The following is a 24137-nucleotide window of genomic DNA, read 5'->3' on the forward strand; positions in this document are numbered from 1 at the left end:
CGCTGCGATGTAAAGCGACAGCGGCAATTGTTAAGTAATTAGTGCGAATTTGTTTCTAAGAACTAAATTATCCACAGCAATGGTGTTACAATATTTGCGCTGTTACCGGTAACAGTGCTGCTGTATCCCTTAAGCTATCAATAAAAAAACAATACAACGCAACTACTTAACTTTCATGCCGCATTATATGTGGTACTGAGGCAATGTCATGTCAGAACAAAAAAATGGTCACACTCGCAGGGATTTTCTGCTGAGAACCATCACCCTGGCGCCGGCAATAGCGGTGGGCAGTACGGCGATGGGCGCACTGGTGGCACCGATGGCCGCTGGGGCAGCAGAACAAAACGCATCACCACAACAGGCGCGTAGCTACCAGCCAACCTGGTTCACCGCCGAAGAGTTTGCCTTTATCACCGCGGCCGTGGCGCGCCTGATCCCCAACGATGAACGCGGTCCTGGCGCACTTGAAGCTGGCGTGCCGGAGTTTATCGATCGTCAAATGAACACGCCGTATGCCACCGGTAACAACTGGTACATGCAAGGCCCGTTCAATCCCGATCTGCCAAAAGAGTTGGGTTATCAGCTGCCGCTGGTGCCGCAGCAGATCTACCGTCTCGGCCTCGCCGATGCCGATGGCTGGAGCAAAAAGCAGCATGGCAAAGTGTTTGCCGAGCTGACGGGCGAACAGCAGGACGCGCTGCTCACCGCGTTTGAAAGCGGCACGGCCGAGTTCCCGCAGTTGCCGGCGAAAACCTTCTTCTCCTTCCTGCTGCAAAACACCCGCGAGGGTTATTTCAGCGATCCCATCCACGGCGGCAATCAGGGCATGGTGGGCTGGAAGCTGATTGGCTTCCCAGGCGCGCGCGCTGACTTTATGGATTGGGTGGAGCGCGGTGAACGTTATCCGTTCCCGTCAGTGGATATTCGCGGGGAGAGGACGTAAGCGTGGCAAATGAATTGAAAAAAGTGGATGCGGTCGTCGTCGGTTTCGGCTGGGCGGGCGCCATCATGGCGAAAGAGCTGACCGAAGCGGGCCTGAATGTGGTGGCGCTGGAGCGCGGTCCGCATCGCGATACCTATCCGGATGGATCTTATCCGCAGTCGATTGACGAACTGACCTATAACATCCGCAAAAAGCTGTTCCAGGATCTATCGAAAAGCACCGTGACCATTCGTCACGATGCCTCGCAAACCGCCGTACCTTATCGCCAGCTGGCGGCATTTCTGCCCGGTACCGGCACCGGCGGCGCGGGTTTGCACTGGTCAGGCGTGCACTTCCGCGTTGACCCGGTTGAGCTGAACCTGCGCAGCCATTACGAGCAGCGTTACGGTAAAAACTTCATCCCGGAAGGCATGACGATTCAGGATTTCGGCGTCAACTATGACGAGCTGGAACCCTTCTTCGATCAGGCCGAGAAAGTGTTCGGTACCTCGGGCAGCGCCTGGTCGATCAAAGGCAAGCTGCTGGGCAAAGAGAAGGGCGGCAATCCATACGCGCCAGATCGTTCCAGCGACTTTCCGCTGCCGGCGCAGAAGCGCACTTACTCGGCGCAGTTGTTCGCGCAAGCGGCGGAATCAGTGGGTTATCACCCTTATGATATGCCGTCGGCCAACACCTCAGGCCCGTACACCAACACTTACGGCGCACAGATGGGGCCGTGCAACTTCTGCGGTTTCTGCAGCGGTTACGCCTGCTACATGTATTCCAAAGCCTCGCCGAACGTCAACATCCTGCCCGCGCTGCGCCAGGAACCGAAGTTCGAGCTGCGCAACAACTCCTACGTGCTGCGCGTTAATCTGACCGACGATAAAAAACGCGCCACCGGCGTGACCTATCTGGATGGTCAGGGCCGCGAAGTGGTGCAGCCTGCGGATCTGGTAATCCTGTCGGCGTTCCAGTTCCACAACGTGCACTTGATGCTGCTTTCCGGCATCGGCAAGCCGTATAACCCGATTTCCAACGAAGGTGTGGTCGGCCGTAACTTTGCCTATCAGAACATCTCGACGCTGAAAGCGCTGTTCGACAAGAACACCACCACCAACCCGTTTATCGGTGCCGGTGGCGCAGGTGTGGCAGTGGATGATTTCAACGCCGACAACTTTGATCACGGTCCGCACGGCTTTGTGGGCGGTTCGCCATTCTGGGTCAATCAGGCCGGTACCAAGCCGATTTCCGGTTTGCCGACGCCGAAAGGCACGCCAAACTGGGGCAGCCAGTGGAAATCGGCGGTCGCGGATACCTACAACCATCACATCTCGATGGATGCGCACGGCGCGCACCAGTCTTATCGCGCCAACTATCTCGATCTCGATCCGAACTACAAAGATGCCTACGGCCAGCCGCTGCTGCGTATGACCTTTGACTGGCAGGATAACGACATCAAGATGGCGCAGTTCATGATCGGCAAAATGCGCAAAATTACCGAAGCGATGAACCCGAAAATGATCATCGGCGGCGCGAAAGGGCCGGGCTCGCACTTCGATACCACCGTGTATCAAACCACGCACATGAGCGGCGGCGCGATCATGGGTGAAGATCCGAAAACCAGCGCGGTGAACCGTTATCTGCAGAGCTGGGATGTGTCGAACGTGTTTGTGCCAGGCGCTTCGGCGTTCCCACAGGGACTCGGCTATAACCCAACGGGCATGGTCGCAGCGTTGACCTATTGGTCAGCCAAAGCGATTCGTGAACAGTATCTGAAAAACCCCGGCCCGCTGGTACAGGCATAAGGAACACGGCGATGATCAAAAGCATTTTAGCCCTGTTTCTGGGCACGATGACGTTCGCCGCAGTGGCGGACGAGGCAGGTTCGGACGCGTTGGTGAAGCGCGGTGAGTATCTGGCGCGCGCGGGCGACTGCGTGGCCTGTCACAGCACCGAAGGCGGTAAACCCTTTGCCGGTGGACTGCCGATGGCGACGCCGATCGGCACCATTTACTCCACCAACATCACGCCGGACAAAGCCAACGGGATTGGTGAGTACAGCTATGACGACTTCCAGAAAGCAGTGCGTCACGGCGTAGCGAAAAACGGCGACACGCTCTATCCAGCGATGCCGTATCCGTCTTACGCGGTGGTCAGCGATGACGACATGAAGGCGCTCTACGCCTACTTCATGCACGGCGTGCAGCCGGTGGCGCAGGCGAACACAGAGAGCGACATTCCGTGGCCGCTGTCGATGCGTTGGCCGTTAGCCATCTGGCGCGGCATGTTTGCGCCGGACGTGAAAGCGTTCCAGCCGGCGGCACAGGAAGATCCGCAACTGGCACGCGGTCGCTATCTGGTGGAAGGTCTCGGCCACTGTGGTGCTTGCCATACGCCGCGTAGCATCACCATGCAGGAAAAAGCGCTCAACAACGGCGAAGGCAACAACTATCTTGCTGGCAGCAGCGCGCCGGTTGATGGCTGGACCGCCAGCAACCTTCGTGGCGACAACCGCGATGGTTTAGGCCGCTGGAGCGAAGAGGATCTCAAGCAGTTCCTGCGCTTTGGCCGCAACGATCACACCGCCGTGTTTGGTGGCATGACCGATGTGGTGCAGCACAGCCTGCAGTATCTGAGCGATGACGATATCAGCGCGATTGCTAAATATCTGAAATCCCTCGGCGCGAAAGATCCAAATCAGGCGGTGTTTAAGCAGGATGATGCGGTGTCTCAGGCGTTGTGGAAAGGTGACGACAGCCAGCCAGGCGCATCGACTTATGTCGATAGCTGCGCGGCGTGCCACAAAACCGACGGCAGCGGCTATCAGCGCTTCTACCCCGCGCTGCGCGGCAATCCGGTGGTGATGGCAGACGATCCAACCTCGCTGATTCATATCGTATTGGTTGGCGGCACTTTACCTGGCGTGCAAGGCGCACCCACGGCGATCACCATGCCGGCGTTCGGCTGGCGCCTGAACGATCAGCAGGTAGCGGACGTGGTGAACTTTATCCGTGGCAGCTGGGGCAATGGCGTGAAGTCGAGCGTTTCTGCGAAGGATGTGGCGGCGCTGCGTAAAGATGAAGCCGTGCAGCCGAAGCAGGGTAATGCGGATATTAAGGTGTTGGAAGGGCAGTAGTTAGTAGGAGGCCCAGGTGGCCTCCTTTTTGATTACCATTTCTTTTTAATAATATAAAAGTCAATGACAAGGACAATTAAAGTGAAAATACTCGTTGCTCCCCATTCATATCCGGGGAAAAAATGATGAATCAATACGCAAAATGAAATTATTAATGTAATAGGTATCCATACCGTTAAAACGCTCCAGGCAAAGTCGCGTAAAAATTTCTTAGTAAATATCATCATGAAGACCTCAGTAATTCTTTAAGATCTTTAATGGTGTTATTAAGGTTGGAAGAGGGAAAGCTAACGCGTTTAAATACTGGTTCAATTAGAAAGTACATCATCTCAAGTCCCTCATGGCGTAAAATAGCATAATATCTAGTATCCATGATTAATAACCGATCAGCAGACTCGGAAGCTTCCTGTATTACGCCATATGCACCTAGTAATGTTGATGCTGTAAGGGATGTTTTAAATGTTATCACCTGGAACATACTGAATCCGCGACTTATCGTACGGGATATTGCGTAAGCTAAAGATCTGTTTGTTAACTGAGATGCGGAAATTTTATTTCCTGTGTAGGTTAGAGCTCTAATTATCTTTGCAATATCTTGTTCTGAAAAATAACTCATGCGATGTTCAATGTAGAGTTGAACCATATCAAGGATCAGATCATGGCGTTTTATGAATTGATAAACACCTAACATAAAACGAACATCTTCATCTTTTAGTTTTGAGCAAACGTTTTGATAATTATCGAAAATACAAGACGAGTACCAAGTAAGTCGTATTGCTCCATCTTGAATTCTCCCTAATTGCTTATCAACGTCTTTACCGACACCGTTAAATGCTTTGTCTAGCTTAAGAGCCAGTGTTTTCTCTGCGGATAAACTATCCACTATAACTTGATTGTAGTTTTGCATATTCCTTTTCTCATTCCTGCTCCATGACAATAACCACAATATATATATTGTTTATGGGTGTTACTATCACAATATGATTATTTGATGGACAAGAAGGAGTAGGTGTGGTTTTTTGCTCGGTCGGCATGAATGCCGACCCTACAAAACCGCACCGCACATGTAGGGTGCGCATTCATGCGCACCTGCAATCTTTAAATATTCTCCAAATCCATCCCACGGGTTTTCGGCCCGTAAATTCCCACCGACAGCATCACCATCAGCATGCTCAGCACGATAAAGGCGATCACACCCTGGCTGCCGGCATACTGCAAAATAATGCCAATCAAAATACTGCTAAACACCGTCGACAGGCGGCTAAACGAGTAGCAGAAACCCACCGCGCGGGCGCGAATGTGCGTTGGGAAAATCTCGGTCTGATAAGCGTGATAGCTAAAGGTCAGCCACGCGTTGCTGTAGGTGATCAGGAAGCCGCAGATGATCATCAGCACCGGATTGGTCATAAACGCAAACAGCGTGCCGAACACCACCGTCATCAGCGATGAAAACACGATCTGCCATTTATTCTCGAGCTTGTCGGCGTAGCGACTGCAAATCAGCGAGCCGAGCGGGTAGGCCAGCGTAATGAAAAACGCATAAAGCAAGCTGTGCGTGACGGTCGCGCCTTTGCCCGACAGCAGCGCGGGCAGCCAGTTGCCGAAGCCAAAGAAACCAATCGCCTGGAAGAAGTTCATCACCACCAGCATCAGTGTGCGCTTGCGATACGCCGGTGCCCAAATCTCACTGAAACGCCCTTTTTTTGGTAATTGTGCCGCAGCATCGCTGCTGGAAAAGTCTTCGCCCGGCGCGATGCCACAGCGCTTTTCCATCGCGCTCAACACCTGATGCGCTTCCTGATGCCGTCCTTGTTGCGCCAGCCAGCGCGCGGATTCCGGCAGGTTTTTACGAATCAGCCAGATCACCAGCGAGCAGACCGCACCGGCAATCACCACCCAGCGCCAGCCTTCAAGGTTGAGAATGGTTTGCGGCACCAGCCACCACGACATCAGCGCCACCGCCGGTACCGACAGGAACTGGATAAAGAAGGAGAAGGCGAATGCGCGGCTGCGCAGATGCGCCGGTACCCATTCGGAAAGATAGGTATCGATGGTCACCAGCTCAACGCCAAGGCCAATGCCAACGAGGAAGCGGAACAGGATGATCATCTCCGCGCTTTGCTGGAACGCCATCAGCAGCGAAAACGCGCCGTACCACGCCAGCGCGCACATAAAGGTCAGGCGGCGGCCAAAACGGTCGGCGTAGGGCGCAAGCAAACTCGCGCCGACAAACAGGCCAAGGAAAGTCGCGGAGGCAAATGCCGCCTGGTCGGCGACGCCGAACACGCCGGCAGAACCGGTATGAAACACGCCCGCCGCCACCAGGCCGGAGCTGATGTAGCCGGTTTCAAACAGATCGTAGAGTTCAAAGAAGCCGCCGAGCGCCAGTAGCGTGATAAAGCGCCACAGACCGGCGGAAGAGGGCAGCGCATCAATGCGCCCGGCTAAGGTGCGGCGATCCGCGCTCATGTGATCGTTCGCCATCCCTGTCGACGTGATTGTTGTCATTGTTGTGTAAACCTCGGTGTTTGCAGAACCCGCTGACGGCTGAGATTGGTTTTAAAAATAATTAACCGTTAGCAAGCGAAGGAATAGCAGGATAATAAATTCGCTGAGAGTTGCCGAGAGGCAGGACGGTGACATTTTGGCAACATACGTTGCAGTTCACAGAAAAGTAGTCGCCATCCGTGGCGCAGGCTTAGTGCAGGCTCGGATAGACGCCCGGACCGATCGGTAAACCGAGTGCGTACCACGCCAGCAGCAGCACAATCCAGGTGGTGAAGAACACCAGCGGATAGGGGAAGATCAGCACGTAATAGGTGCCCAGCTGTGCATCTTTTTGATAGCGCTGCAGGAAGCCAAGGAACAGCGGCAGGAACGGCGACATCGGTGCCAGCGGCAACACCGCAGAATCGGCGATGCGGAAAATCATCTGCGCAAACGCCGGATGGAAGCCCAGCAGCATAAACATCGGCACAAACACCGGCGCCAGAATTGACCAGATGGCCGAGCCACTGGCGATAAACATGCACAGAAACGCCGACAGGAACATCAAGCCCATAAACGCCGGTGCGCCGCTGATGCCCGCGCTCTCCAGCACATCGGTCAGGCCGATGGCCATGAACTTGCCCATGTTGCTCCAGTTGAAGAAGGCAACGAACTGCGACAGCGGAAACACCATCACAATAAAGCCCGCCATGCTCTTCATCGGATCCACCAGCAGCTGCGGGATATCATCCGCGCGGCGGATCTGCTTCGTCACCGCGCCATAGGCAATCGCCACCACAAAGAAAAACAGGATGATGATCGGCACAATGCCCTGAATAAACGGCGACGGAATAATGCCGCCGGTTTTGGGATTGCGCAGCGGCGCGTGTTCCGGCACCACCAGCAGCGCCATCAGCGCGATAAACACCAGCGCGGCGATACCGGCGGCTTTCAGGCCGCGATTCTCCAGCGCGGTGAGGGGCGGCAGGCGATCGTTGTTGCCGCCGTTCCACGCGGGCAGGCGCGGCTCGACAAACTTGTCGGTCAGCAGCGCACCGGCGATGGTCAGCACAATCACCGAGCTGGCCATAAAGTACCAGTTGTCGATCACGCTAACGTGTACGGTATCGCTCACCGCTTTGGCGGCTTCGGTGCTGATGCCAGAAAGCAGCACATCGGTGGTGACAATCAGCAGGTTGGCGGTAAAACCCGATGCCACGCCGGCAATCGCCGCCATCAATCCCGCCACCGGATGACGTCCCACCGCGAGGAAGATCAGCGCGCCGAGCGGCGGCATCACAACCAGCGCGGCATCGGACGAGATGTGGCTGAAGAAGGCGATAAACAGCACCATGTAGCTGGCGTAGCGACGGCTCACGCGCGAAGCCATCTTCACCATCAGCGACTGCAGCAGGCCGACTTTTTCCGCCAGGCCCGCACCAATCACCAGCGCCAGAATCGATCCCAACGGCGTGAAGCCGCTGAAGTTTTTGATGATGTTGGGCAGGATCCACTGAATCCCGGCAACGCTCAGCAGGTTGTTCACCCGCACCAGCTCGCCGTTGGCCGGGTTTTTCACCGCCACGTCGAGGCTGCTGAGTATGGCGGTGGCGACCATCAGCACCACAATCAAATAGACGAACAGTAAGAATGGATTCGGCACTTTGTTGCCGACGCGTTCAATCCAGCTAAACAGCTTTCCGGGGCTGCGGTTCTCCGTGGTGGCTTCCATTGCAGGTCCTCATCTCGTCTTGTTATGTTTGCATGCCCGCTGGGGGCTATATTTTTTTATGTTTGGTATTTCTGAGGTCGCCATGAATGGCGACCCTACGACGGTGTTTCATTCCGGTTGGTTCGTAGGGTGCGCATTTATGCGCACCGTGTTACGAATCGCATAATCATTTCAACTTCGACGGTGTGACATCCGCTGGAATCGGGCAGACGTAAGGCTGCTCGCGGCGCACGCGCTGGAACTCATCGCGGCAGCGTGCCAGCGCCTCGTCATCCTGTAACAAAGTCAGCGCGGTGGCGGCCATCACTTTGGCGGCCAGACACATGCCTTTGTGCGCAATGGACGTGCGGCCCTGCGCCACCAGTTGCCAGGTGTGCAGCGGCGTGCCGAAGGCGAAACAGGGCGCAAAACACTGCGCGGTGGGCGTCACCCAACTCACATCGCCGACGTCGGTTGAGCCGTAAAGGATCTCGCGCGTTACCGCATAAGGCGCCACTTCATCCATCAAAATCTTGTCGCCCAGCGCTTCGGTCCAGGCGACGCCCGCTTCACCGCCGGTGCGCGCCGCATTGAGACGCGCGTTGCGCAGATCGTCTTTGCTTAGCGTGGATCGAATCTCGGCGGCAAACGCCTGCTCCGCTTCACTGTAGTCAGGCAAACCAAACTGATGCAAATAACGCTCCATCACGCTTTCCAGCGCGCGATTCGGCACGTAATTGGAGCAGGCTTTATCGAAGCGCACCGTCATCTGCGTGTCGGTCATCAGGGCCGCGCCTTTGGCGATATTAATGACGCGCTGATAGATATCCTGCGCCTGATCGAGCTGCGGCGCGCGAATCAGATACAGCACTTCGGCGTCGGCTTGCACCACATTGGGGGAGACGCCGCCGGCATTGGTCACCGCGTAGTGCAGACGCGCTTCCTGCACGATGTGCTCGCGCAGGAAATTGGCGCCGGTGTTCATCAACGTCACCGCATCCAGCGCGCTGCGTCCTAAATGCGGTGAGTTGGCCGCGTGCGCCGCTACGCCTTTAAAGCGGAAGGCGGCCTGAATATTCGCCAGCGTGCTGAGGTTAAACATGCCGCTGAAACCTTCGGGATGCCAGGTCACTGCCGCGTCGACATCGTCGAACAAGCCTTCGCGCACCATAAATGTTTTGCCGGAGCCGCCTTCTTCGCCCGGACAGCCGTAGAAGCGCAGCGTGCCGCGCTGGCCGTGTTTGGCCCACCAGGCTTTGATGGCGAAAGCGGCAGCCAAACCGGCGGTGCCGAGCAGATTGTGGCCGCAGCCGTGGCCGTTGCCGTTTTCCACCAGCGGCTGCGGCGTGGCGCAACCCGATTGCTGGCTTAAACCGGCCAGCGCATCGAACTCGCCGAGAATGGCGATCACCGGTTTGCCGCTGCCAATGCTGGCGATAAACGCGGTGTCGATGTTGCCGACGCCGCGCTCAACGCTAAAACCTTCCCTCTCCAGCGCATCGGCCAGCAGCGCGGAAGATTGGGTTTCTTCAAAGCGAGTTTCCGGTACGTCCCAGATGGCATCGCTGAGGGCGGTAAAACGCGGCTGGTTTTGGTTGATGTAGTGATCGATAAATTCGCTATGGCTCATCGCTGGCCTCCAAACTGTGCTTGATTAAGTGCCAGCGTCGCCAGCGTCTGCACTGCAGTCGCCATGATCGCTTCGTCGAAATCGAACTTCGCGTTGTGATGGCCCGCCGCCAGATCGCAACCGAAAATTACGTAGGAGGATTGGCCGCCGCGCTGCTGCACGCGCTCCAGCATGTAAGTGGCATCTTCGGAGCCCGCCGCCTGCTGTTTGGTATCGATCACTGAGTTGAAAATGCCCAGCGCCTCGGCCTGCTGGTGGATGAATTCCACCCACGGCGGGCTCGGCGTGCAGCTACGCGCGCCGCCCATCAGCTTGACGTCATATTCGACGCCGTACATCGCCGCCGCACCGGTAATCACGCGCAGCGCCTGCTGATAAATATCGTCGTTAACCTGATTGCTGACGCCGCGCGTTTCCACCTTCATCAACGCACAGTCGGGTACCACGTTGCGTCCGGTTCCTGCTTGCAATACGCCAACGTTAACGCGCGCCACGCCGCCGCTGTGCTGCGGCAGATTGTGTAGCGCCAGCGTGGCCTGCGCCGCCGCCAGCAGGGCGTTGCGGCCCTCTTCCGGTTTGCCGCCGGCGTGCGCGCCGACGCCGGTGAAATTGACGTCGAGTTTGGTGGTGGCGAGGAAGCTGTCGCTGCCACAGACGATTTCTCCGGCCGGTACGCCGGTGCCGAGATGAATGGCAGTGAACAGATCAACATCATCCACCACGCCCGCCGCCACCATTGCTTTCGCCCCGCGCACGCCTTCTTCGGCAGGCTGGAAAATGAGTTTGATGGTGCCGCTCAGCTGCGCTTTCATCTCCATTAATACGCCCGCCAGCGCCAGGCCGATGGTGGTGTGGCCGTCGTGACCGCAGGCGTGCATCATGCCGGGATTGCAGGAGGCAAAGCCTTCGCGCGTTGGCAGATGATCGGCGGCGCGGCTTTCGTTCTGATCGAGCGCATCCATATCCACGCGGAAACCCATCACCGGGCCGGGACGACCGGTTTCCAGCGTGGCGACCACGCCACAAAATCCGCCGGAGAAGTGCTTAATCCACTGCGGTAGCGCGCCTTGCTCCAGCGCGCGCGCTTCCTGTTGCGCCAGCACCTCATCAGAGGGCAATCCCATGCGCGAGTCGGCATCGATCACCTCGCGGCCCAGCTTGAGTTGATAACCAAGACGATGCAGCTCTTCAGCCACCAACGTGGCGGTGCGAAACTCCAGCCAGCCCGATTCGGCAAAGTGGTGCAGATCGCGTCGCCAGGCCTGCATCTGCGGGATGCGCGCGTTGACGAGGTCAGAAAGGGTTTTCATCGGCATTTCCTTTGTGTTGGTTTTTTATGCATTCATCCGAATCTACACATTGGTTTTGCCGCGCATAAGATGCGAATATCTTGCTACTGATAAACAACGGTTATCATCAAACTATGTCTGCCAATCTTAAACTTCATCAGCTGCGCGCGTTTGTTGACGTGGCGCGTCAGGGCAGCATCCGCGCCGCCAGTCGCTTGTCCGGACTTTCACAGCCTGCACTGACCAAAGCGATTCAGGAACTGGAGTTGGCGCTGGGCGCGCGTCTGTTCGAGCGGCGACAGCAGGGCGTTACGCTGACCGATATCGGTGATAACTTTTTTAAGCACGCCAGCCTGGTTCTGGAAGAGCTGCGGGTGGCGCAGGAAGATATTCAGCAGCGGCTGGGATTAGCGGGCGGGCGCGTCAATATCGGCGTGGGCGGCAGTATTGCGCGCACCGTTATGCCGCAGGTAATCAATCAGTTTCATCGCGAGTATCCGCTGGTTAAGGTGCGAATTGTTGAAGGTCAGCTGGTTTCGATGGTGCATGAACTGCGCCAGGGCGAACTGGATTTCACCATCAATACCTATGATAAAAATCATCTCGATCAGGAATTGGTGTTTGAACGGCTGATGGAGCGTGATTATCAGGTGGTGATGCGCAAAGGGCATCCGATGGCGCACGCGCGCACGCTGGCCGAGCTGCAGCATTGCGACTGGACCATGCCGACGCCGCAAGGGAGCTATTATCGGCTGCTGCACGATCTGTTTGGCGAGCGCGGCATGGCGCCAAAAATCGTCGTCACCTGCGAGACCTTTATGGCCTGCACCAGCCTGGTGGCGCAGAGCGATTTCGTCAGCATTATTTCGCGCGATGTGATTGAAGACCCGACGCACGGCGGCCAGCTGATTTCCCTCGAACTCGACGAACCCTTACCGAAAGCCACTTTCTATCTTATCCAGCGTAAAGACACCGCGCTAACGCCGATGAGCGCTTATATGGCGCAGCTGTTTCGGCGCTACTGTCAGCAAAGGTAAGAGTGCGGCCTGGCTCGCAACTGTATAAATAATGCGCACTACACTTGCAGTGGACGTTCCCTTTATGGAGTACAGACCATGCAAGTTACCCCGTATGTGTTTTACAGCGGTCGCTGCGAAGAGGCGATTGCCTTCTACCTCGACGCCACCGATGGCGAGCTGCTTTTCAAGATGACTTATGGCGATATGCCGGATGAAACGCCGGTTGAGGACGAAGGTTGTATCTCTGGCGTGAGCTTTTCGCCGGAGCAGATTATGCATGCCCATCTGCGCATCGGGCAGGGCGAGATTATGATGAGCGACGGCGCACCGCAGGCGGCGTATGGCGGTTTTGCCGTGAGTTTATCTACGCCGGATGAGGCGCAAGGCAAGCGTTGGTTTGAGGCGTTGTCAGCGGGCGGTGAAGTGACGAAAAGCTGGGCACCGACGTTCTGGGCCAATGGCTTTGGCATGTTGACCGATAAGTTCGGCGTGCCGTGGATGGTGAATGCGTATAAGCCGCAGATTTAGGTGAGTGCGGTGTTCAGCCAGGTGCGCATTAATGCGTTGGCTTTCATCATCGTCATTAAAACGGTGCGCATTAATGCGCACCCTACGTGTAGGGTCGCCATTCATGGCGACCGTTTCACCAACCGCACCCATCTCATGGCGACCTTCTTACCGGCCGCACCATTTAATGGCGACCGCTTCACGCGATTAGAAGTTGTAACCCACCACCAAATAATAACCCCAACCGGTCGATTTCACTTCAAACGGACCGTTACCGAAGTTCAGCTCCTGGCCGTCAGCCCACTGGCCGCCGTTGTGGAAATAACGCGCCACGGTTGAAACATGCCAGTGATCGTAGTTCAGCGACAGAATGTGGCTCGATGCAATCGAGTTGCTGGTGCGTGAACGATCGGACTCATCACGCAGATCTGAACCCCAGTCGAAGTTGGTGAAGCCGATGTAGCTCAGCTTGCCGCCCCACAGGTCGGTAATCGGCACAAAGTATTTCACCTTGAAGCGATAACCATCCCAGCTGTTTTCGTTCGCCGCACCGTAGTTTTCCCACTGGTATTTCGCGTAAACGTTCAGCGACAGGCCGATATCGCTGTGCGTATCGATGTCGGTGCCAAGACCCATGTACCAGGTGTTCTGACGGTTATCGCTGTTGCGACCCATGTCATAGATGTAGTTGTTGGCGAAGTACCACTCTTTAAACGGACCAAAAGAGAGGTCGGTGCCGGTCAGCTTATCGATAGAGAAACGTGGCTCAATTTCCATGAACATCGGCGAACCGTGGTCGAACACGCCGTTTGCGTTGCTGTTGCCCACGCCGAAGAAGTTGGTCAAATCGAGGTAGCCATAGAAATCGAACCAATCCTTTTTAGCAAAGGCTTCGTATTCCAGATACACGTCGTTGTTGAACTGTGGTCCAAAACGGGTGTGGTAGCTGCCCACCACGTTCACGCTCTGATGCCACCAGTCAGAAACGTACTGCGGATCGCTGTCTGCCGCTTGTGCCGCACCAGTCCAGCTGCTGGCCAATAAGGCCCCTGCTATCAACGCTTTATATTTCATTATTGTTAACCACATGCTTTTGATCGCCGGGCCGTCGCCGCGATCGGGTGAAATTGATCCCAGGGGATGGGCAGTGAGTTGTCGTATCCGGTCTGTGTCGCCAGATTTTCAAGCTTGCGTAATGTGCCTGTAACAGAGGCATAGAAAATAGATTTTGGTCACGTTTGTCAAAAAGTGTTGCAGTTTGATTCACTGGAAATGTGATCGTTATCACATAAAGACCGTGAGGCGAACGGAACCCCGCAACCGTTTACGTGTCGCGTTCGTCGGGAAAAAGGTGTTGAGGGGATGGTGCGATAGGTTGCAAGGTCGCCATGAATGGCGACCCTACGGGGTTATGGGAGGGTAACGCGCACCTGCAGGCCGGCAATCTGGCCCTGCTGATCGTGGCGGTTCGACAGCGCAACCTGCATCTGATGCTTTTGCGCCACGCTGCGCACAATCGATAAGCCTAAGCCGCTGCCTTGCGCCTGCACATCTGGTGAACGGGTGAAGCGATCAAAGGCGCGTTCGATAAAGGATTCCGCCATGCCGGGCCCGTTATCGACGATATCCACCACGGTGTGATTGCCGACGCGATGCAGCAGCACATCGACCAAACTGCCTTCCGGCGTGTGCAGCATCGCATTGCCGATCAGGTTATCGAACAGGCTACGCAGATCGGAGCGGCTGGCGTGCAGGCGATAATGCGTGGTGCCGTTAAAGCCGATATCAATGCCGCGCTTATCTGCCACTACCATCAGCTGCTCAATGCTCTCTTTCAACAGGTCGTCCAGCTCGATGCTTTCTACCGTGGCGACCACCGATTGATCTTCCTGACGTGAGATATTCAGCAGCTGCGTCACCAGATGGCGCGTGCGCGTTACGCCCGCTTCCAGCTGATCGAACTGGCGGCTGGCTTCACCGGGTTGAATATGTTGCCGCAGATTCTCCAGCTGCAAAGTCACGGCGGTAACCGGCGTTCGCAGCTCATGCGCCGCATCTTCGAGGAACTGACGCTGCGATGACCATGCCGCGCGCAGTCTATCCAGCAAAGCGTTGTAAGCTGCCACCAGCGGCAGCACTTCATCCGGCAAGCCATCAGGTGAAACGCTATGCGGATGCAGGGTTTCCTGGGCTGCGATATGGCGCGACGCCACGCGTAAATCGCGCGTTATCGCCCGCACCACCAGCCATATCACAATCAGTGAGAGCGGCATCATCAGCACCAACGGAATGATGGCGGAGAGCGCCCGCTTGACCATGATACTTTTCATGTAGCCGATATTATGCAGCACCTGAATATTGCCGATTTCACTGCCCAGCTCGCCGGGCCGCGTGTAAACACGCCATTCACAGTCGTCGCCACAGTCACCGACTTTCAAATCGGTCCAGCCTTTTTTCAGCTGCAACGGCGCATGCAGGCCCGGCCACGAGCTGGCGCGCAGATGGTTGCTCTCGTCCCACAGCTGAACGATATAGGTGCTTTTGAGTTTCTCTTCATGCATCACCATCGGCATCAGTGCGGGCATGCGTTGGCTGCTGGCCCAGGCATCGGCGATCTTGGCGAGCTGATCGTCTTTCATGGTGCCCATCATGTCGCCGTAGCAGTGATAGAAATACCAGGTGACGCCGCCAATCATCGCCAGATGCAGAATCACCAGCGTGGCGAGCAGTTTGTTACGCAGCGAGCGCATAAAGGTGAAAGGTTTCATATTGCCGGTACCCGCCAGCCAAGTCCGCGTACGTTGCGGATCACTTCGTTATCCAGTTTGCGACGCATACCGTGAATCAGTACATCCACCGCATTGCTGCTGACCTCTTCGCCCCAGCCGTAAATACGGTTTTCTAACTGTTCGCGCGACAGGATGGCGCCGGGCCGCTCCAGCAAGGCGTAGAGCAGGGCATATTCGCGTGCGGTGAGCTGTTCGCGCTGGCCTTTGTACAGCACTTCGCGCGTCATGATGTCGATCTGCACATCGCCGCTGCCGAGCAGAGAATCTGCCGCACCGTGACGACGGCGGGTAATGGCGCGCATACGTGCCAGCACTTCTTGCAGATCAAAGGGTTTCAGCAAATAGTCATCCGCGCCGCTGTCCAATCCCTGAATGCGCTGCTGCACGGTATCGCGGGCGGTGAGCACCAGCACCGGCGTCATGTCGCCGCGCGTGCGCGCTCGACGCAGCACTTGCAGGCCATCTTCACGCGGCAAACCAAGATCCAGTAACACGCAGGTATAGCCGCCCTCGGCCCAGGCATTGCTGGCATAGACGCCGTCGCGTACCCAATCCACCGACCAACCTGCCGCTTCCAGCGCTTGCTGCAGATTCGCGCCAATCATTTCGTCATCTTCTACCAGCAGCACACGCATGATGCCCTCCAACTTAACTGAACGCAGTGTAGCGACAGATAATTAGGCCAGAATTATACCCGTTTTCCCGCTTGCTAATTCTGCGCTAATTTTCTGCTAATTAAGGGATAAATTTAACGCGCTATTGTGGCTGCACTGGACATATTGCCAACGCAGGAGAATCCCATGAATCAGCGCGAATTTATCCGTAGTTTGCTGGACTGGATAGAGAATAACTTAGGGCACGATCTTCATCTGGATGAAGTAGCACGCCGCTCGGGATACTCCCGCTGGCATCTGCAACGTCTGTTCCGTCAGCACACCGGTTTTTCGCTGGCCGAGTACATTCGCCAGCGCCGCTTAACCGAATCTGCATTGACGCTGATTAACAGCGATGAGGCGATTTTGCAGGTGGCGATGAGTTACGGCTTCGATACGCAGCAGGCTTATACTCGCACCTTCAAAAACTACTTCATGGTTACGCCAGGGCAACTGCGCCGCCAGCGTCGCGTCGAGCCAGATCGCTTATTGTTCCCATTGGCGGTCGCGTAGGGTCGCCATTTATGGCGACCGTTTCACCAACCGCACAAACCCAATGGCGACCGGGCTCGGGGATGTGTTGTAATCTGCTGTTCTCACTCTCTTAACTGCCAGAGAACATGGATAACAGCGACAATCTCTCCGCCATGATGCTGTTTGCACGCGTAGTGGAACGACAAAGCTTTAGCGAAGCCGCACGCACCTTAGGCTTTTCCAAATCCCACGTCAGCCGCGAAGTGGCGCGACTGGAAGTGCGACTCGGCATCAAGCTGCTGCAGCGCACCACGCGCAAAGTGGTGCTGACCGAGCTCGGCCAGGCTTACTATCCGTTCTGTGTGCGCATGCTGGAAGAGATGCATCGCGCCGACGCCTTTGTGCAGCAGGTACATCAACTTCCTGCAGGCAACGTGCGCTTGCAGGCGCCAATCACCTACGGTTGCCAATGCGTGGTGCCAACGCTGAATGACTTTATTCGCCGCCATATTCATATCAATGTCGATCTCGAACTCACCACCAGCGATGACCCGCAACCCAGCGCCGACGTAGCGATTGTGATTCGCGCGCGTGCGCCCGACGCGGCCAATTATCGTGAGCTCGCCAGCATTGATTGGGGCTTGTACGCCACGCCGGATTATCTGGCGGCGCATGCGCCCATCGATCATCCCGACCGCCTGACGCGTCACGATCTGCTGCTGTTTCACGGTCCGGCGCACACCGCCGCGCTGCCGTTCCGCCGTGATAAACAGCGGCTGGCGCTGGATGTGCATAGCCGTTTCCGCGCTAACAACAGCATGGCGCTGCTCAATGCGGCGCTGGCGGGCACCGGCATCGCCTATCTGCCCGCTTATATGACGCAGGATGCCTTAGCGCGCGGCGAAATCCAGCAGGTGCTGCCGGAATGGCAAATGGATCGCCTGCACAGCTATCTGCTGCTGAAAGAGCAGCCGCAACCCTCTTCGCCGGTAACCTTGCTGTGCGATGCATTAATTAATGCGCTCAGCACAGCGTAATTGTTGTTATCTGGCAACAATGTTGCGCCGCCTGGCAATTATCATCACAACCCTGTTTTCTCTGATTGCTCGCTGTTAGCCTGCTAAAAAAGCAAAAAACAGGGATATCACCATGCAGCAACCTCCACTCGCGTTAGCGCCCGAACAGCAACACTGGAAGCGAAATTTATTTGTCTGCGTGCTGGGTTCGTTCAGCACCATCGTGGCGATGACGCTACTGTTGCCGTTTCTGCCGCTCTACGTACAGCAACTCGGCGTGCAGGAACCGGCGGCGATTGCGCGCTGGTCGGGTGCAGCCTACGGCGCCACCTTCCTCAGCGCCGCCCTGACCGCGCCGCTGTGGGGCAAACTGGCCGATCGCTATGGCCGCAAACTGATGCTGATCCGCGCCAGCCTCGGCATGGCGATTGCGATGTCGCTGATTGGCATGGCCACCGCGCCGTGGCAGTTGGTGGCGCTGCGCTTACTGGCAGGTTTGCTCGGCGGTTATGCCTCGGGATCGACCATTCTGGTGGCGGCGCAAACGCCAAAAGAGCAAACCGGCTGGGCGCTCGGCGTGTTGTCGTCTGGCATCATGGCGGGCAACGTGGTGGGGCCGCTGCTGGGCGGCGTGTTGCCGCCGCTGATTGGCATTCGTCACACCTTCTGGCTGACCGGCGCGGTGATTTTCCTCGCTTTCCTCGCCACTACTTTTCTGCTGAAAGAGGTGCCGCGTTCCACCGGCAAGAAAACCGTGCAAAGCAATGCAGCCGATGAGGCACCGCCGAATCTGCCGGTGGTACGACTGATGTGGCTGTCGGGCATGCTGCTGATTTTCGCCAATATGTCGATTGAGCCGATCATCACGCTGTATATCGGTCAGTTTGTTAGTGGCGATCACGCAATCACCGTCACCGCCGGATTGGTGATGGCCGCCGCCGCGCTCGGCAGCATTCTCTCCGCGCCGCGTCTGGGACGGCTGGCCGATCGCGTTGGGCATGGTCGCGTGCTGGTTTACGGATTGATAGCCTGCGCGTTGCTGCTGATCCCGCAGGCGTTTATCAGCGAAGCGTGGCAATTGGTGGTGCTGCGTTTTCTGATGGGCATGGCGCTGGGTGGATTGATGCCGTGCGTCACGGCGCTGATTCGTCATAGCGTGCCGCAGTCGCAGGTGGGTAAGATGTTGGGTTATTCCACTTCGGCGCAGTATGTCGGCCAGGTTTCAGGTCCGCTGTTTGGCGGCTTTATTGGCGGCGCGTTTGGCATGCGTCCAGTGTTTCTGGCGACCTGCGTGATTATGGCGCTGTGCGCGCTGTTAAACGCCCGCGTGCTGCGTAACCGCTAACTCGTAGGGTCGCCATTTATGGCGACCTTCATGATGGGCGCACCGCAAGTTTGTGCGGTTTTTGCAAAGGTCGCCATAAATGGCGACCCTACGAAAAAGCGGGCCTAAGCCCGCTTTGTTACCTCAATGCGAAAACTTACTTCGCATCTGGCAGTGCATAAGCAATCACATAGTCGCCCAACTTGGTACCAAACGAACCGTGACCACCTGCTGCGATAACAACGTACTGCTTGCCATCCACTTCATAGGTCATCGGCGTTGCCTGGCCGCCCGCTGGCAGACGTGCCTGCCACAGCATTTCACCGGTATTGGTGTCGAAGGCACGCAGATAGTTATCTGCGGTAGCACCAATGAAGAACACGTTACCTGCGGTGGTGATTGGGCCGCCCAGCATTGGCATACCCATTTTGAACGGCAGTGGAACTGGCGCGCTATCGCGAACCGTACCAATGCGTTTTTTCCACACGGTTTCGTTGGTCTTCAGATCAACTGCGGAGACATAGCCCCACGCCGGTTGTTTACACGGCAGACCAAACGGTGACAGGAACGGATTCAGCTCCACGCCGTACGGTACGCCGTACTGTGGCTGGATGCCGGTTTCAGTACCTGAACCACCTTTGTCGTCAGCCGGTGGCTCGATCGGGTTGCCCGGACCGCGCGGAACCAGCTTGGAAACAAACGGCAGCGCCATTGGGTTAGCAATCGCAATCTGACGATGTGGATCCACCGCGATACCGCCCCATTCGAACATGCCAAGGTTGCCTGGGAAGACCAGCGTACCTTGCTCAGACGGCGGGGTGAACGGACCTTCATAGCGCAGACGCTTGAAGATCACGCGGCACACCAGCTGGTCGTACATGGTCGCGCCCCACATGTCCTTGTCCGTCAGATTCTGTTTCGGACGGAAGGTCAGTTCGGAGTACGGCTGAGTTGGTGAAACGTGGTCACCTTTAGCGGCGCCCTGTGGAACCGGGGTTTCCGGCGCAGGGACAACCGGCTCGCCGGTGCGACGATCCAGTACAAAGATGTTACCGGTTTTCGCCGGTGCATAAATTACCGGTACGGTTTTGCCATCTTTGGTGGTGATATCGGCCAGCGTCGGCTGCGACGGCAGGTCCATATCCCACAGATCGTGATGCACGGTCTGATACGACCACACCAGCTTACCGGTGGTGGCGTTCAGTGCCAGTACGCTACTCGCATAACGTTCCTGCTCTGCTGTGCGGTTGCCACCCCAGATATCCGGCGTTGACACACCCATTGGCAGGTAAACGATATCCAGTTTCGGATCGTACACCGCCGGTGCCCATGAGTTCGGTGAATTCATGGTGAAGGTGTGCTCATCCTGTGGAATCGCGTTTGGATCTTTCGCGCCCGGATCGAACACCCACAACAGTTTACCGGTGTTGACGTCGAAGCCACGGATGGCGCCAGACGGCTCACGGGTTGAGTAGTTATCGGTGACCGCACCCGCAACCACGATAGTGGTGTCGGTGATGACCGGCGGTGACGTCGGCTCGTACTGACCTGGGGTCAATACTGGCTGCTTGTGCTGCAGATCCAGTTCACCGTTGTTGCCAAAGGCAGCACAACGTTCACCGGTTTCTGCATCCAGCGCGAACATGCGGCCATCATTTACCGGCAGGTAAATACGGCGTGAGCACAGCGCAGGTTGGGTATTGGCCGCATCAGCTGCAGCAGGGACTTCGTGGTAAGAAACGCCACGGCAGGTCACGTGCTGGAAAGTTGGATTCGGCTTCAGGCCCGGATCAAATTTCCACTTCTGCTTACCGGTTTTAGCATCCAGCGCAAACAGAATCTGGTGCGGTGAGCACAGATACAGGGTGTCGCGGATTTTGATTGGCGTGACTTCATCGGTGATTTCGCCCGGATCGTTTGGCGTCTTCAAATCGCCGGTCTGGAACTGCCAGGCAACCTGCAGCTCTTTAACGTTACCGGTGTTGATCTGCTTCAGCGGCGAGAAGCGGGTGCCTTGCTGGTCACGTGCATACGCAGGCCAGTCAGCATCATCGATTTTGCTCAGCGGCTGTGCCTGCGGAGCATTTGAGGCCGCCGCTGGAATTTCACCGTTCAGCTCTTGTGGATCGTGGAACACTGCCCACGCCAGCACCAGCACGCTGGCAAGCAGCGCCACTGACAACAGCGCCAGAGCGCCTTTGCCGGCATTATTCAGACCGCGATACACAAACGGCAGAATCAGCCAGATGCCGAAGATCACCAGCACATCGGTACGCGGTGCCAGCGCCCAGAAGTCGAAACCGACTTCCCACACGCCCCACACCAGCGTTGCCAACAGCAGCAATGCGTACAGCAGTAATGCTGAGCCGCTACGGCGCCACAGCAGAATAGCGGTGATCAACATGACCACACCGCCAATAACGTAGTACCAGGAACCACCAATGGCGGCTAACCAAACGCCACCAACCAGCATAAACGCGCCCGTCAGCAGTGCAAACAGCACTGTGAGAAAACGGATTACGCCAAAAGATGAGGAAGCTTTCCCCATAATATTGACCTCTTTCTTTGCCATTAAAAACTAAAAAGGAAACAACGCGTTGGGTTGCTTCCCGACATAGAGTACGAAATAACGAAACGGTTCGAACGACGCTTTCCGTGCGGCGAGATGTTCCCTTTGCGTTAAATTTTATCTTAAAAACGTTAAAGGGTTTGATATTTTTAGTGCTTTGCACTCGTGGGGAGGAAGTAGTGCGACATTTTATGGGGGAATAAAGGTGTTATGTCCGGTTAGATCGGGCCATAACACCTAAGAACAACACTTTGTGTAAACGTTTACCCTTCGAGCAGCATGCTGCTGGTACGTTGCTGTTGCCAGCCACTCAAATTAAGTTGCGCATAGTGTTCAGCAGGCAGCGTTAACTGCTGGGTACGTAATATTACCTCCGCTTCTCTTTCGCGACAGGACTCCAGCAGAAAAGGAAAGCTGAACTTGAGGTAATTATCGTTAAAAAACTCATCGGTCAGCACAATACCGCGAAAAGGAAAGGTGGATATATTCTTCCAGCAGGTGCCGGGCGGAGCCAAATCATATAGCCAAAATGAGAAACGCTCTGCGGCCTGGCGTAATGCACTATCTTGCTGAACTAAATCGGCATAATTGATCGCCAGTTGTACATTCTCATTCTGCAGGCAGGAATAATTATCCGGTGCCTGTAAAAAGCGCAGAAGGTTATTTCCCGTTAACGGGATGATTATTAATTCGGGTGCATCCGGCAACTGGTTATGCAGCGAAATTATGTTGCATCCATTAAGTGTTGTCGTGCTTTCCTGTTCGCAATGCATAAAAGGTGCTGAATAACACACGCCAGCTAGCGCACCGTCGAAACGGCGAATGCGCTCAGTAACATAAGGATTATAAGATCTGTTTTCCATTTATCTCTGTGAATAAATTAATTGGATGGAACGTCTTAATTATTATAAGAACGGGCGTCTGGTGAAATCTTAATCGCGACAATATAAACCCTTTACTTAATAAAGTTGAGCTTTTTTAATTGTCTCTGATAGAGAGATATTAAGTGAAGCGGTTGCGATAATTCACACTCATCTTATCAGTGATGATATTTTCACGTTATAACCATCAGCCGGCTAATATTAAGAGCGCTATGCTTAGCTAAATTTTGGATAAGCTTCTGTTTTTAAACAGCACGGCTAGCCATTGCCTGGCTCAACAAGATGCCGCACTCTGTGGCCTGAAAAAATAAAGCGGAAGCCATGATGTGGCTTTTCACCAGGTTGGTGCAACGACGCTAACCGATGTAATGATTTAGGATGGGATAAAACTATGGGCTCTACAGTATCCGCAGCAGAGGATTCGTTGCTGCGGCACAGGTCGTTTGTCGCCTTTTGGCTGGCGCGCACCTGTTCATCGTTTGGTTTTCAAATGTTCTCGGTCGCGGTCAGCTGGCAAATCTACGCGCTGACCCACAGCGCGATGGCGCTTGGCATGATCGGTCTGATGCAATTTCTACCTTCCGTGTTGCTGGCACTGCCCGCCGGACATCTGGCGGATCAGCTCGACCGTCGCCGCATCGTGTTGCTCGGGCAATGCATTGAGTGGCTGGCGCTGCTGGGGCTGGTTGCGCTCACGCTGATGAACTGGGCGGGCAAGATTGAGATTTGGGGATTGGTGTTCCTAATCTCTGTCGCTAAGGCGCTCGAGTGGCCAGCGATTACCTCGATGCTGCCCGCGCTGGTGCCGCCGCCGATTCTGGCCCGCGCCATGGCTGCCAGTTCGGTGGGCGGACAGGCGGCGGTGATTATCGGGCCAACGCTCGGCGGCTTCCTTTATGTTGCGGGTCCGGATGTGGTGTATGGCGTCTCGGCGCTGTTCTATCTGTTCTCCATCGTGCTGGTGAGCCGACTGCGCTATGAGCGGCCGCCACAGGCGCGCTTGCCGATGAATCTGCCGAACCTGTTTGCGGGCGTACGCTTTATCCGCGATCGCAAAGATGTGCTTGGCGTGATTTCACTCGATCTGTTTGCGGTGCTGTTGGGCGGTGCGACTGCGCTGTTGCCGATCTTCGCGCAAGATATCCTGCATACCGGGCCGTGGGGATTGGGCATCCTGCGCGGTGCGCCATCGGTCGGCGCGCTGCTGGTTGGCGTGTGGCTGAGTCGTCACAAGCTGGAAAAGAACGTCGGCATGATCATGTTCGGTTCGGTGGCGGGTTTTGGTGTGGCGACGCTGGTGTTCGCGCTCTCCACCCAGCTGTGGCTGTCGGTGATCGCGCTGGCAGCGCTGGGCGGATTCGATATGGTCAGCATGGTGATTCGCGGCGCGCTGGTGCAGCTGGATACGCCGGATGACATGCGCGGCCGCGTCAATGCGGTCAACGCTATCTTCATTAATACCTCGAATCAGCTCGGCGAGTTTGAGTCAGGTTTATTGGCGGCGTGGATGGGCGCGGTACCCGCAGCGGCGATTGGCGGCATCGGCACGCTGATCGTGGTGGGCGTGTGGATGACGATTTTCCCGCATCTGCGTAAGCGTCAGAAGCTGGAAAACGAAACCGTGGTTTGATGGGTTGGTCGTCATGACTTCGTTCGTCCATTTTGACGGTCGCCATGAATGGCGACCCTACGGCGTAGGGTGCGCATTTATGCGCACCGTTTCACAA

19 protein-coding genes are annotated in these 24137 nt (G+C 56.1%); 9 read left to right on the top strand and 10 right to left on the bottom strand.

Going from position 1 to position 24137, the window contains the following annotated elements; all coding sequences use genetic code 11:
* The first annotated feature begins 208 nt into the window (after positions 1-208).
* From NR302_RS01825 to NR302_RS01835, 3 genes are read left to right on the top strand one after another with little or no spacing between them, the layout of a single operon-like run.
* Positions 209-943 (top strand): gluconate 2-dehydrogenase subunit 3 family protein, encoded by a 735-nt coding sequence (locus NR302_RS01825; RefSeq protein WP_258144385.1) that lies wholly within the window; start codon positions 209-211, stop codon positions 941-943.
* Positions 944-945: 2 nt separating this feature from the next.
* Positions 946-2730 (top strand): GMC family oxidoreductase, encoded by a 1785-nt coding sequence (locus NR302_RS01830; protein WP_008105620.1) that lies wholly within the window; start codon positions 946-948, stop codon positions 2728-2730.
* Between the two features lie 11 nt (positions 2731-2741).
* On the top strand, positions 2742-4061 hold the full coding sequence (locus NR302_RS01835) for a cytochrome c (protein WP_258144386.1): 1320 nt from the start codon (positions 2742-2744) through the stop codon (positions 4059-4061).
* A 223-nt stretch (positions 4062-4284) separates the two neighbouring features.
* Here NR302_RS01835 and NR302_RS01840 read toward each other — a convergent pair whose 3' ends face one another.
* The 5 genes from NR302_RS01840 to NR302_RS01860 form a co-directional block, all read right to left on the bottom strand.
* Positions 4285-4968: a hypothetical protein gene (locus tag NR302_RS01840; RefSeq protein WP_258144387.1), complete on the bottom strand. Its 684-nt coding sequence runs from the start codon at positions 4966-4968 to the stop codon at positions 4285-4287.
* Between the two features lie 191 nt (positions 4969-5159).
* The gene (locus NR302_RS01845; RefSeq protein WP_258144388.1) at positions 5160-6569 is read right to left on the bottom strand and encodes an MFS transporter; all 1410 of its coding nucleotides are present in this window, start codon (positions 6567-6569) and stop codon (positions 5160-5162) included.
* A 190-nt stretch (positions 6570-6759) separates the two neighbouring features.
* A complete protein-coding gene (abgT, locus tag NR302_RS01850; protein ID WP_154182518.1) occupies positions 6760-8280 on the bottom strand; it encodes a p-aminobenzoyl-glutamate transporter in 1521 nt (506 codons plus the stop codon).
* A 166-nt stretch (positions 8281-8446) separates the two neighbouring features.
* Entirely contained in the window at positions 8447-9889 is a 1443-nt protein-coding gene (locus NR302_RS01855; protein ID WP_258144390.1) for a M20 family metallopeptidase, read from the bottom strand.
* Complete coding sequence (locus NR302_RS01860) at positions 9886-11199, bottom strand: amidohydrolase (protein ID WP_258144391.1); 1314 nt, start codon at positions 11197-11199, stop codon at positions 9886-9888. Before NR302_RS01860 ends, NR302_RS01855 begins: the two co-directional genes overlap by 4 nt.
* Positions 11200-11312: 113 nt before the next feature.
* Here NR302_RS01860 and NR302_RS01865 point away from each other — a divergent pair, with 113 nt between their 5' ends.
* Together NR302_RS01865 and yjdN are read left to right on the top strand one after the other, a co-directional pair.
* The gene (locus tag NR302_RS01865) at positions 11313-12215 is read left to right on the top strand and encodes a LysR family transcriptional regulator (protein ID WP_258144392.1); all 903 of its coding nucleotides are present in this window, start codon (positions 11313-11315) and stop codon (positions 12213-12215) included.
* A 78-nt stretch (positions 12216-12293) separates the two neighbouring features.
* Positions 12294-12725, top strand: coding sequence for a VOC family metalloprotein YjdN (gene yjdN / locus NR302_RS01870; protein ID WP_008105604.1), 432 nt, complete (start codon positions 12294-12296; stop codon positions 12723-12725).
* A gap of 186 nt (positions 12726-12911) precedes the next feature.
* Here yjdN and NR302_RS01875 read toward each other — a convergent pair whose 3' ends face one another.
* From NR302_RS01875 to NR302_RS01885, 3 genes are all read right to left on the bottom strand, one after another.
* A complete protein-coding gene (locus NR302_RS01875) occupies positions 12912-13778 on the bottom strand; it encodes a nucleoside-specific channel-forming protein Tsx (RefSeq protein WP_036620733.1) in 867 nt (288 codons plus the stop codon).
* Positions 13779-14113: 335 nt separating this feature from the next.
* The gene (locus tag NR302_RS01880) at positions 14114-15472 is read right to left on the bottom strand and encodes a HAMP domain-containing sensor histidine kinase (RefSeq protein WP_008105600.1); all 1359 of its coding nucleotides are present in this window, start codon (positions 15470-15472) and stop codon (positions 14114-14116) included.
* Positions 15469-16128 (bottom strand): response regulator transcription factor, encoded by a 660-nt coding sequence (locus NR302_RS01885; protein WP_008105599.1) that lies wholly within the window; start codon positions 16126-16128, stop codon positions 15469-15471. Before NR302_RS01885 ends, NR302_RS01880 begins: the two co-directional genes overlap by 4 nt.
* Before the next feature lie 165 nt (positions 16129-16293).
* Between NR302_RS01885 and NR302_RS01890 the strand changes: the two genes are divergently transcribed.
* The 3 genes from NR302_RS01890 (at position 16294) to NR302_RS01900 (ending at position 18981) form a co-directional block, all read left to right on the top strand.
* A complete protein-coding gene (locus NR302_RS01890) occupies positions 16294-16659 on the top strand; it encodes a helix-turn-helix domain-containing protein (protein WP_008105596.1) in 366 nt (121 codons plus the stop codon).
* 107 nt (positions 16660-16766) lie between these two features.
* Entirely contained in the window at positions 16767-17657 is an 891-nt protein-coding gene (locus NR302_RS01895) for a LysR family transcriptional regulator (RefSeq protein WP_258144394.1), read from the top strand.
* A 112-nt stretch (positions 17658-17769) separates the two neighbouring features.
* On the top strand, positions 17770-18981 hold the full coding sequence (locus NR302_RS01900) for an MFS transporter (RefSeq protein WP_258144395.1): 1212 nt from the start codon (positions 17770-17772) through the stop codon (positions 18979-18981).
* 136 nt (positions 18982-19117) lie between these two features.
* Here the strand turns inward: NR302_RS01900 and NR302_RS01905 are convergent, their stop codons facing one another.
* Positions 19118-21508 carry a glucose/quinate/shikimate family membrane-bound PQQ-dependent dehydrogenase gene (locus NR302_RS01905; protein ID WP_154182534.1) on the bottom strand — a complete coding sequence of 797 codons (2391 nt, stop codon included), beginning with the start codon at positions 21506-21508 and terminating at the stop codon, positions 19118-19120.
* A 284-nt stretch (positions 21509-21792) separates the two neighbouring features.
* A complete protein-coding gene (locus NR302_RS01910) occupies positions 21793-22392 on the bottom strand; it encodes a hypothetical protein (RefSeq protein WP_154154634.1) in 600 nt (199 codons plus the stop codon).
* A 409-nt stretch (positions 22393-22801) separates the two neighbouring features.
* On the opposite strand from NR302_RS01910, the gene NR302_RS01915 reads away from it, so the two are divergent.
* Entirely contained in the window at positions 22802-24040 is a 1239-nt protein-coding gene (locus tag NR302_RS01915) for an MFS transporter (protein ID WP_008105588.1), read from the top strand.
* Positions 24041-24137 lie beyond the last annotated feature (97 nt).

This window comes from Pantoea sp. SOD02 (assembly GCF_024707505.1).
Lineage (GTDB): Bacteria > Pseudomonadota > Gammaproteobacteria > Enterobacterales > Enterobacteriaceae > Pantoea > Pantoea symbiotica.

Bases quoted from the DNA above. Each gene is read 5' to 3' on its own strand.
- NR302_RS01890 (WP_008105596.1), top strand. From the start codon at position 16,294: ATGAATCAGCGCGAATTTATCCGTAGTTTGCTGGACTGGATAGAGAAT.
- NR302_RS01860 (WP_258144391.1), bottom strand. From the start codon at position 11,199: ATGAAAACCCTTTCTGACCTCGTCAACGCGCGCATCCCGCAGATGCAG.
- NR302_RS01835 (WP_258144386.1), top strand. From the start codon at position 2,742: ATGATCAAAAGCATTTTAGCCCTGTTTCTGGGCACGATGACGTTCGCC.
- NR302_RS01915 (WP_008105588.1), top strand. From the start codon at position 22,802: ATGGGCTCTACAGTATCCGCAGCAGAGGATTCGTTGCTGCGGCACAGG.
- NR302_RS01900 (WP_258144395.1), top strand. From the start codon at position 17,770: ATGCAGCAACCTCCACTCGCGTTAGCGCCCGAACAGCAACACTGGAAG.
- NR302_RS01875 (WP_036620733.1), bottom strand. From the start codon at position 13,778: ATGAAATATAAAGCGTTGATAGCAGGGGCCTTATTGGCCAGCAGCTGG.
- NR302_RS01905 (WP_154182534.1), bottom strand. From the start codon at position 21,508: ATGGGGAAAGCTTCCTCATCTTTTGGCGTAATCCGTTTTCTCACAGTG.
- abgT (WP_154182518.1), bottom strand. From the start codon at position 8,280: ATGGAAGCCACCACGGAGAACCGCAGCCCCGGAAAGCTGTTTAGCTGG.
- NR302_RS01910 (WP_154154634.1), bottom strand. From the start codon at position 22,392: ATGGAAAACAGATCTTATAATCCTTATGTTACTGAGCGCATTCGCCGT.
- NR302_RS01895 (WP_258144394.1), top strand. From the start codon at position 16,767: ATGGATAACAGCGACAATCTCTCCGCCATGATGCTGTTTGCACGCGTA.
- NR302_RS01845 (WP_258144388.1), bottom strand. From the start codon at position 6,569: ATGACAACAATCACGTCGACAGGGATGGCGAACGATCACATGAGCGCG.
- NR302_RS01840 (WP_258144387.1), bottom strand. From the start codon at position 4,968: ATGCAAAACTACAATCAAGTTATAGTGGATAGTTTATCCGCAGAGAAA.
- NR302_RS01825 (WP_258144385.1), top strand. From the start codon at position 209: ATGTCAGAACAAAAAAATGGTCACACTCGCAGGGATTTTCTGCTGAGA.
- NR302_RS01855 (WP_258144390.1), bottom strand. From the start codon at position 9,889: ATGAGCCATAGCGAATTTATCGATCACTACATCAACCAAAACCAGCCG.
- NR302_RS01880 (WP_008105600.1), bottom strand. From the start codon at position 15,472: ATGAAACCTTTCACCTTTATGCGCTCGCTGCGTAACAAACTGCTCGCC.
- NR302_RS01865 (WP_258144392.1), top strand. From the start codon at position 11,313: ATGTCTGCCAATCTTAAACTTCATCAGCTGCGCGCGTTTGTTGACGTG.
- NR302_RS01885 (WP_008105599.1), bottom strand. From the start codon at position 16,128: ATGCGTGTGCTGCTGGTAGAAGATGACGAAATGATTGGCGCGAATCTG.
- yjdN (WP_008105604.1), top strand. From the start codon at position 12,294: ATGCAAGTTACCCCGTATGTGTTTTACAGCGGTCGCTGCGAAGAGGCG.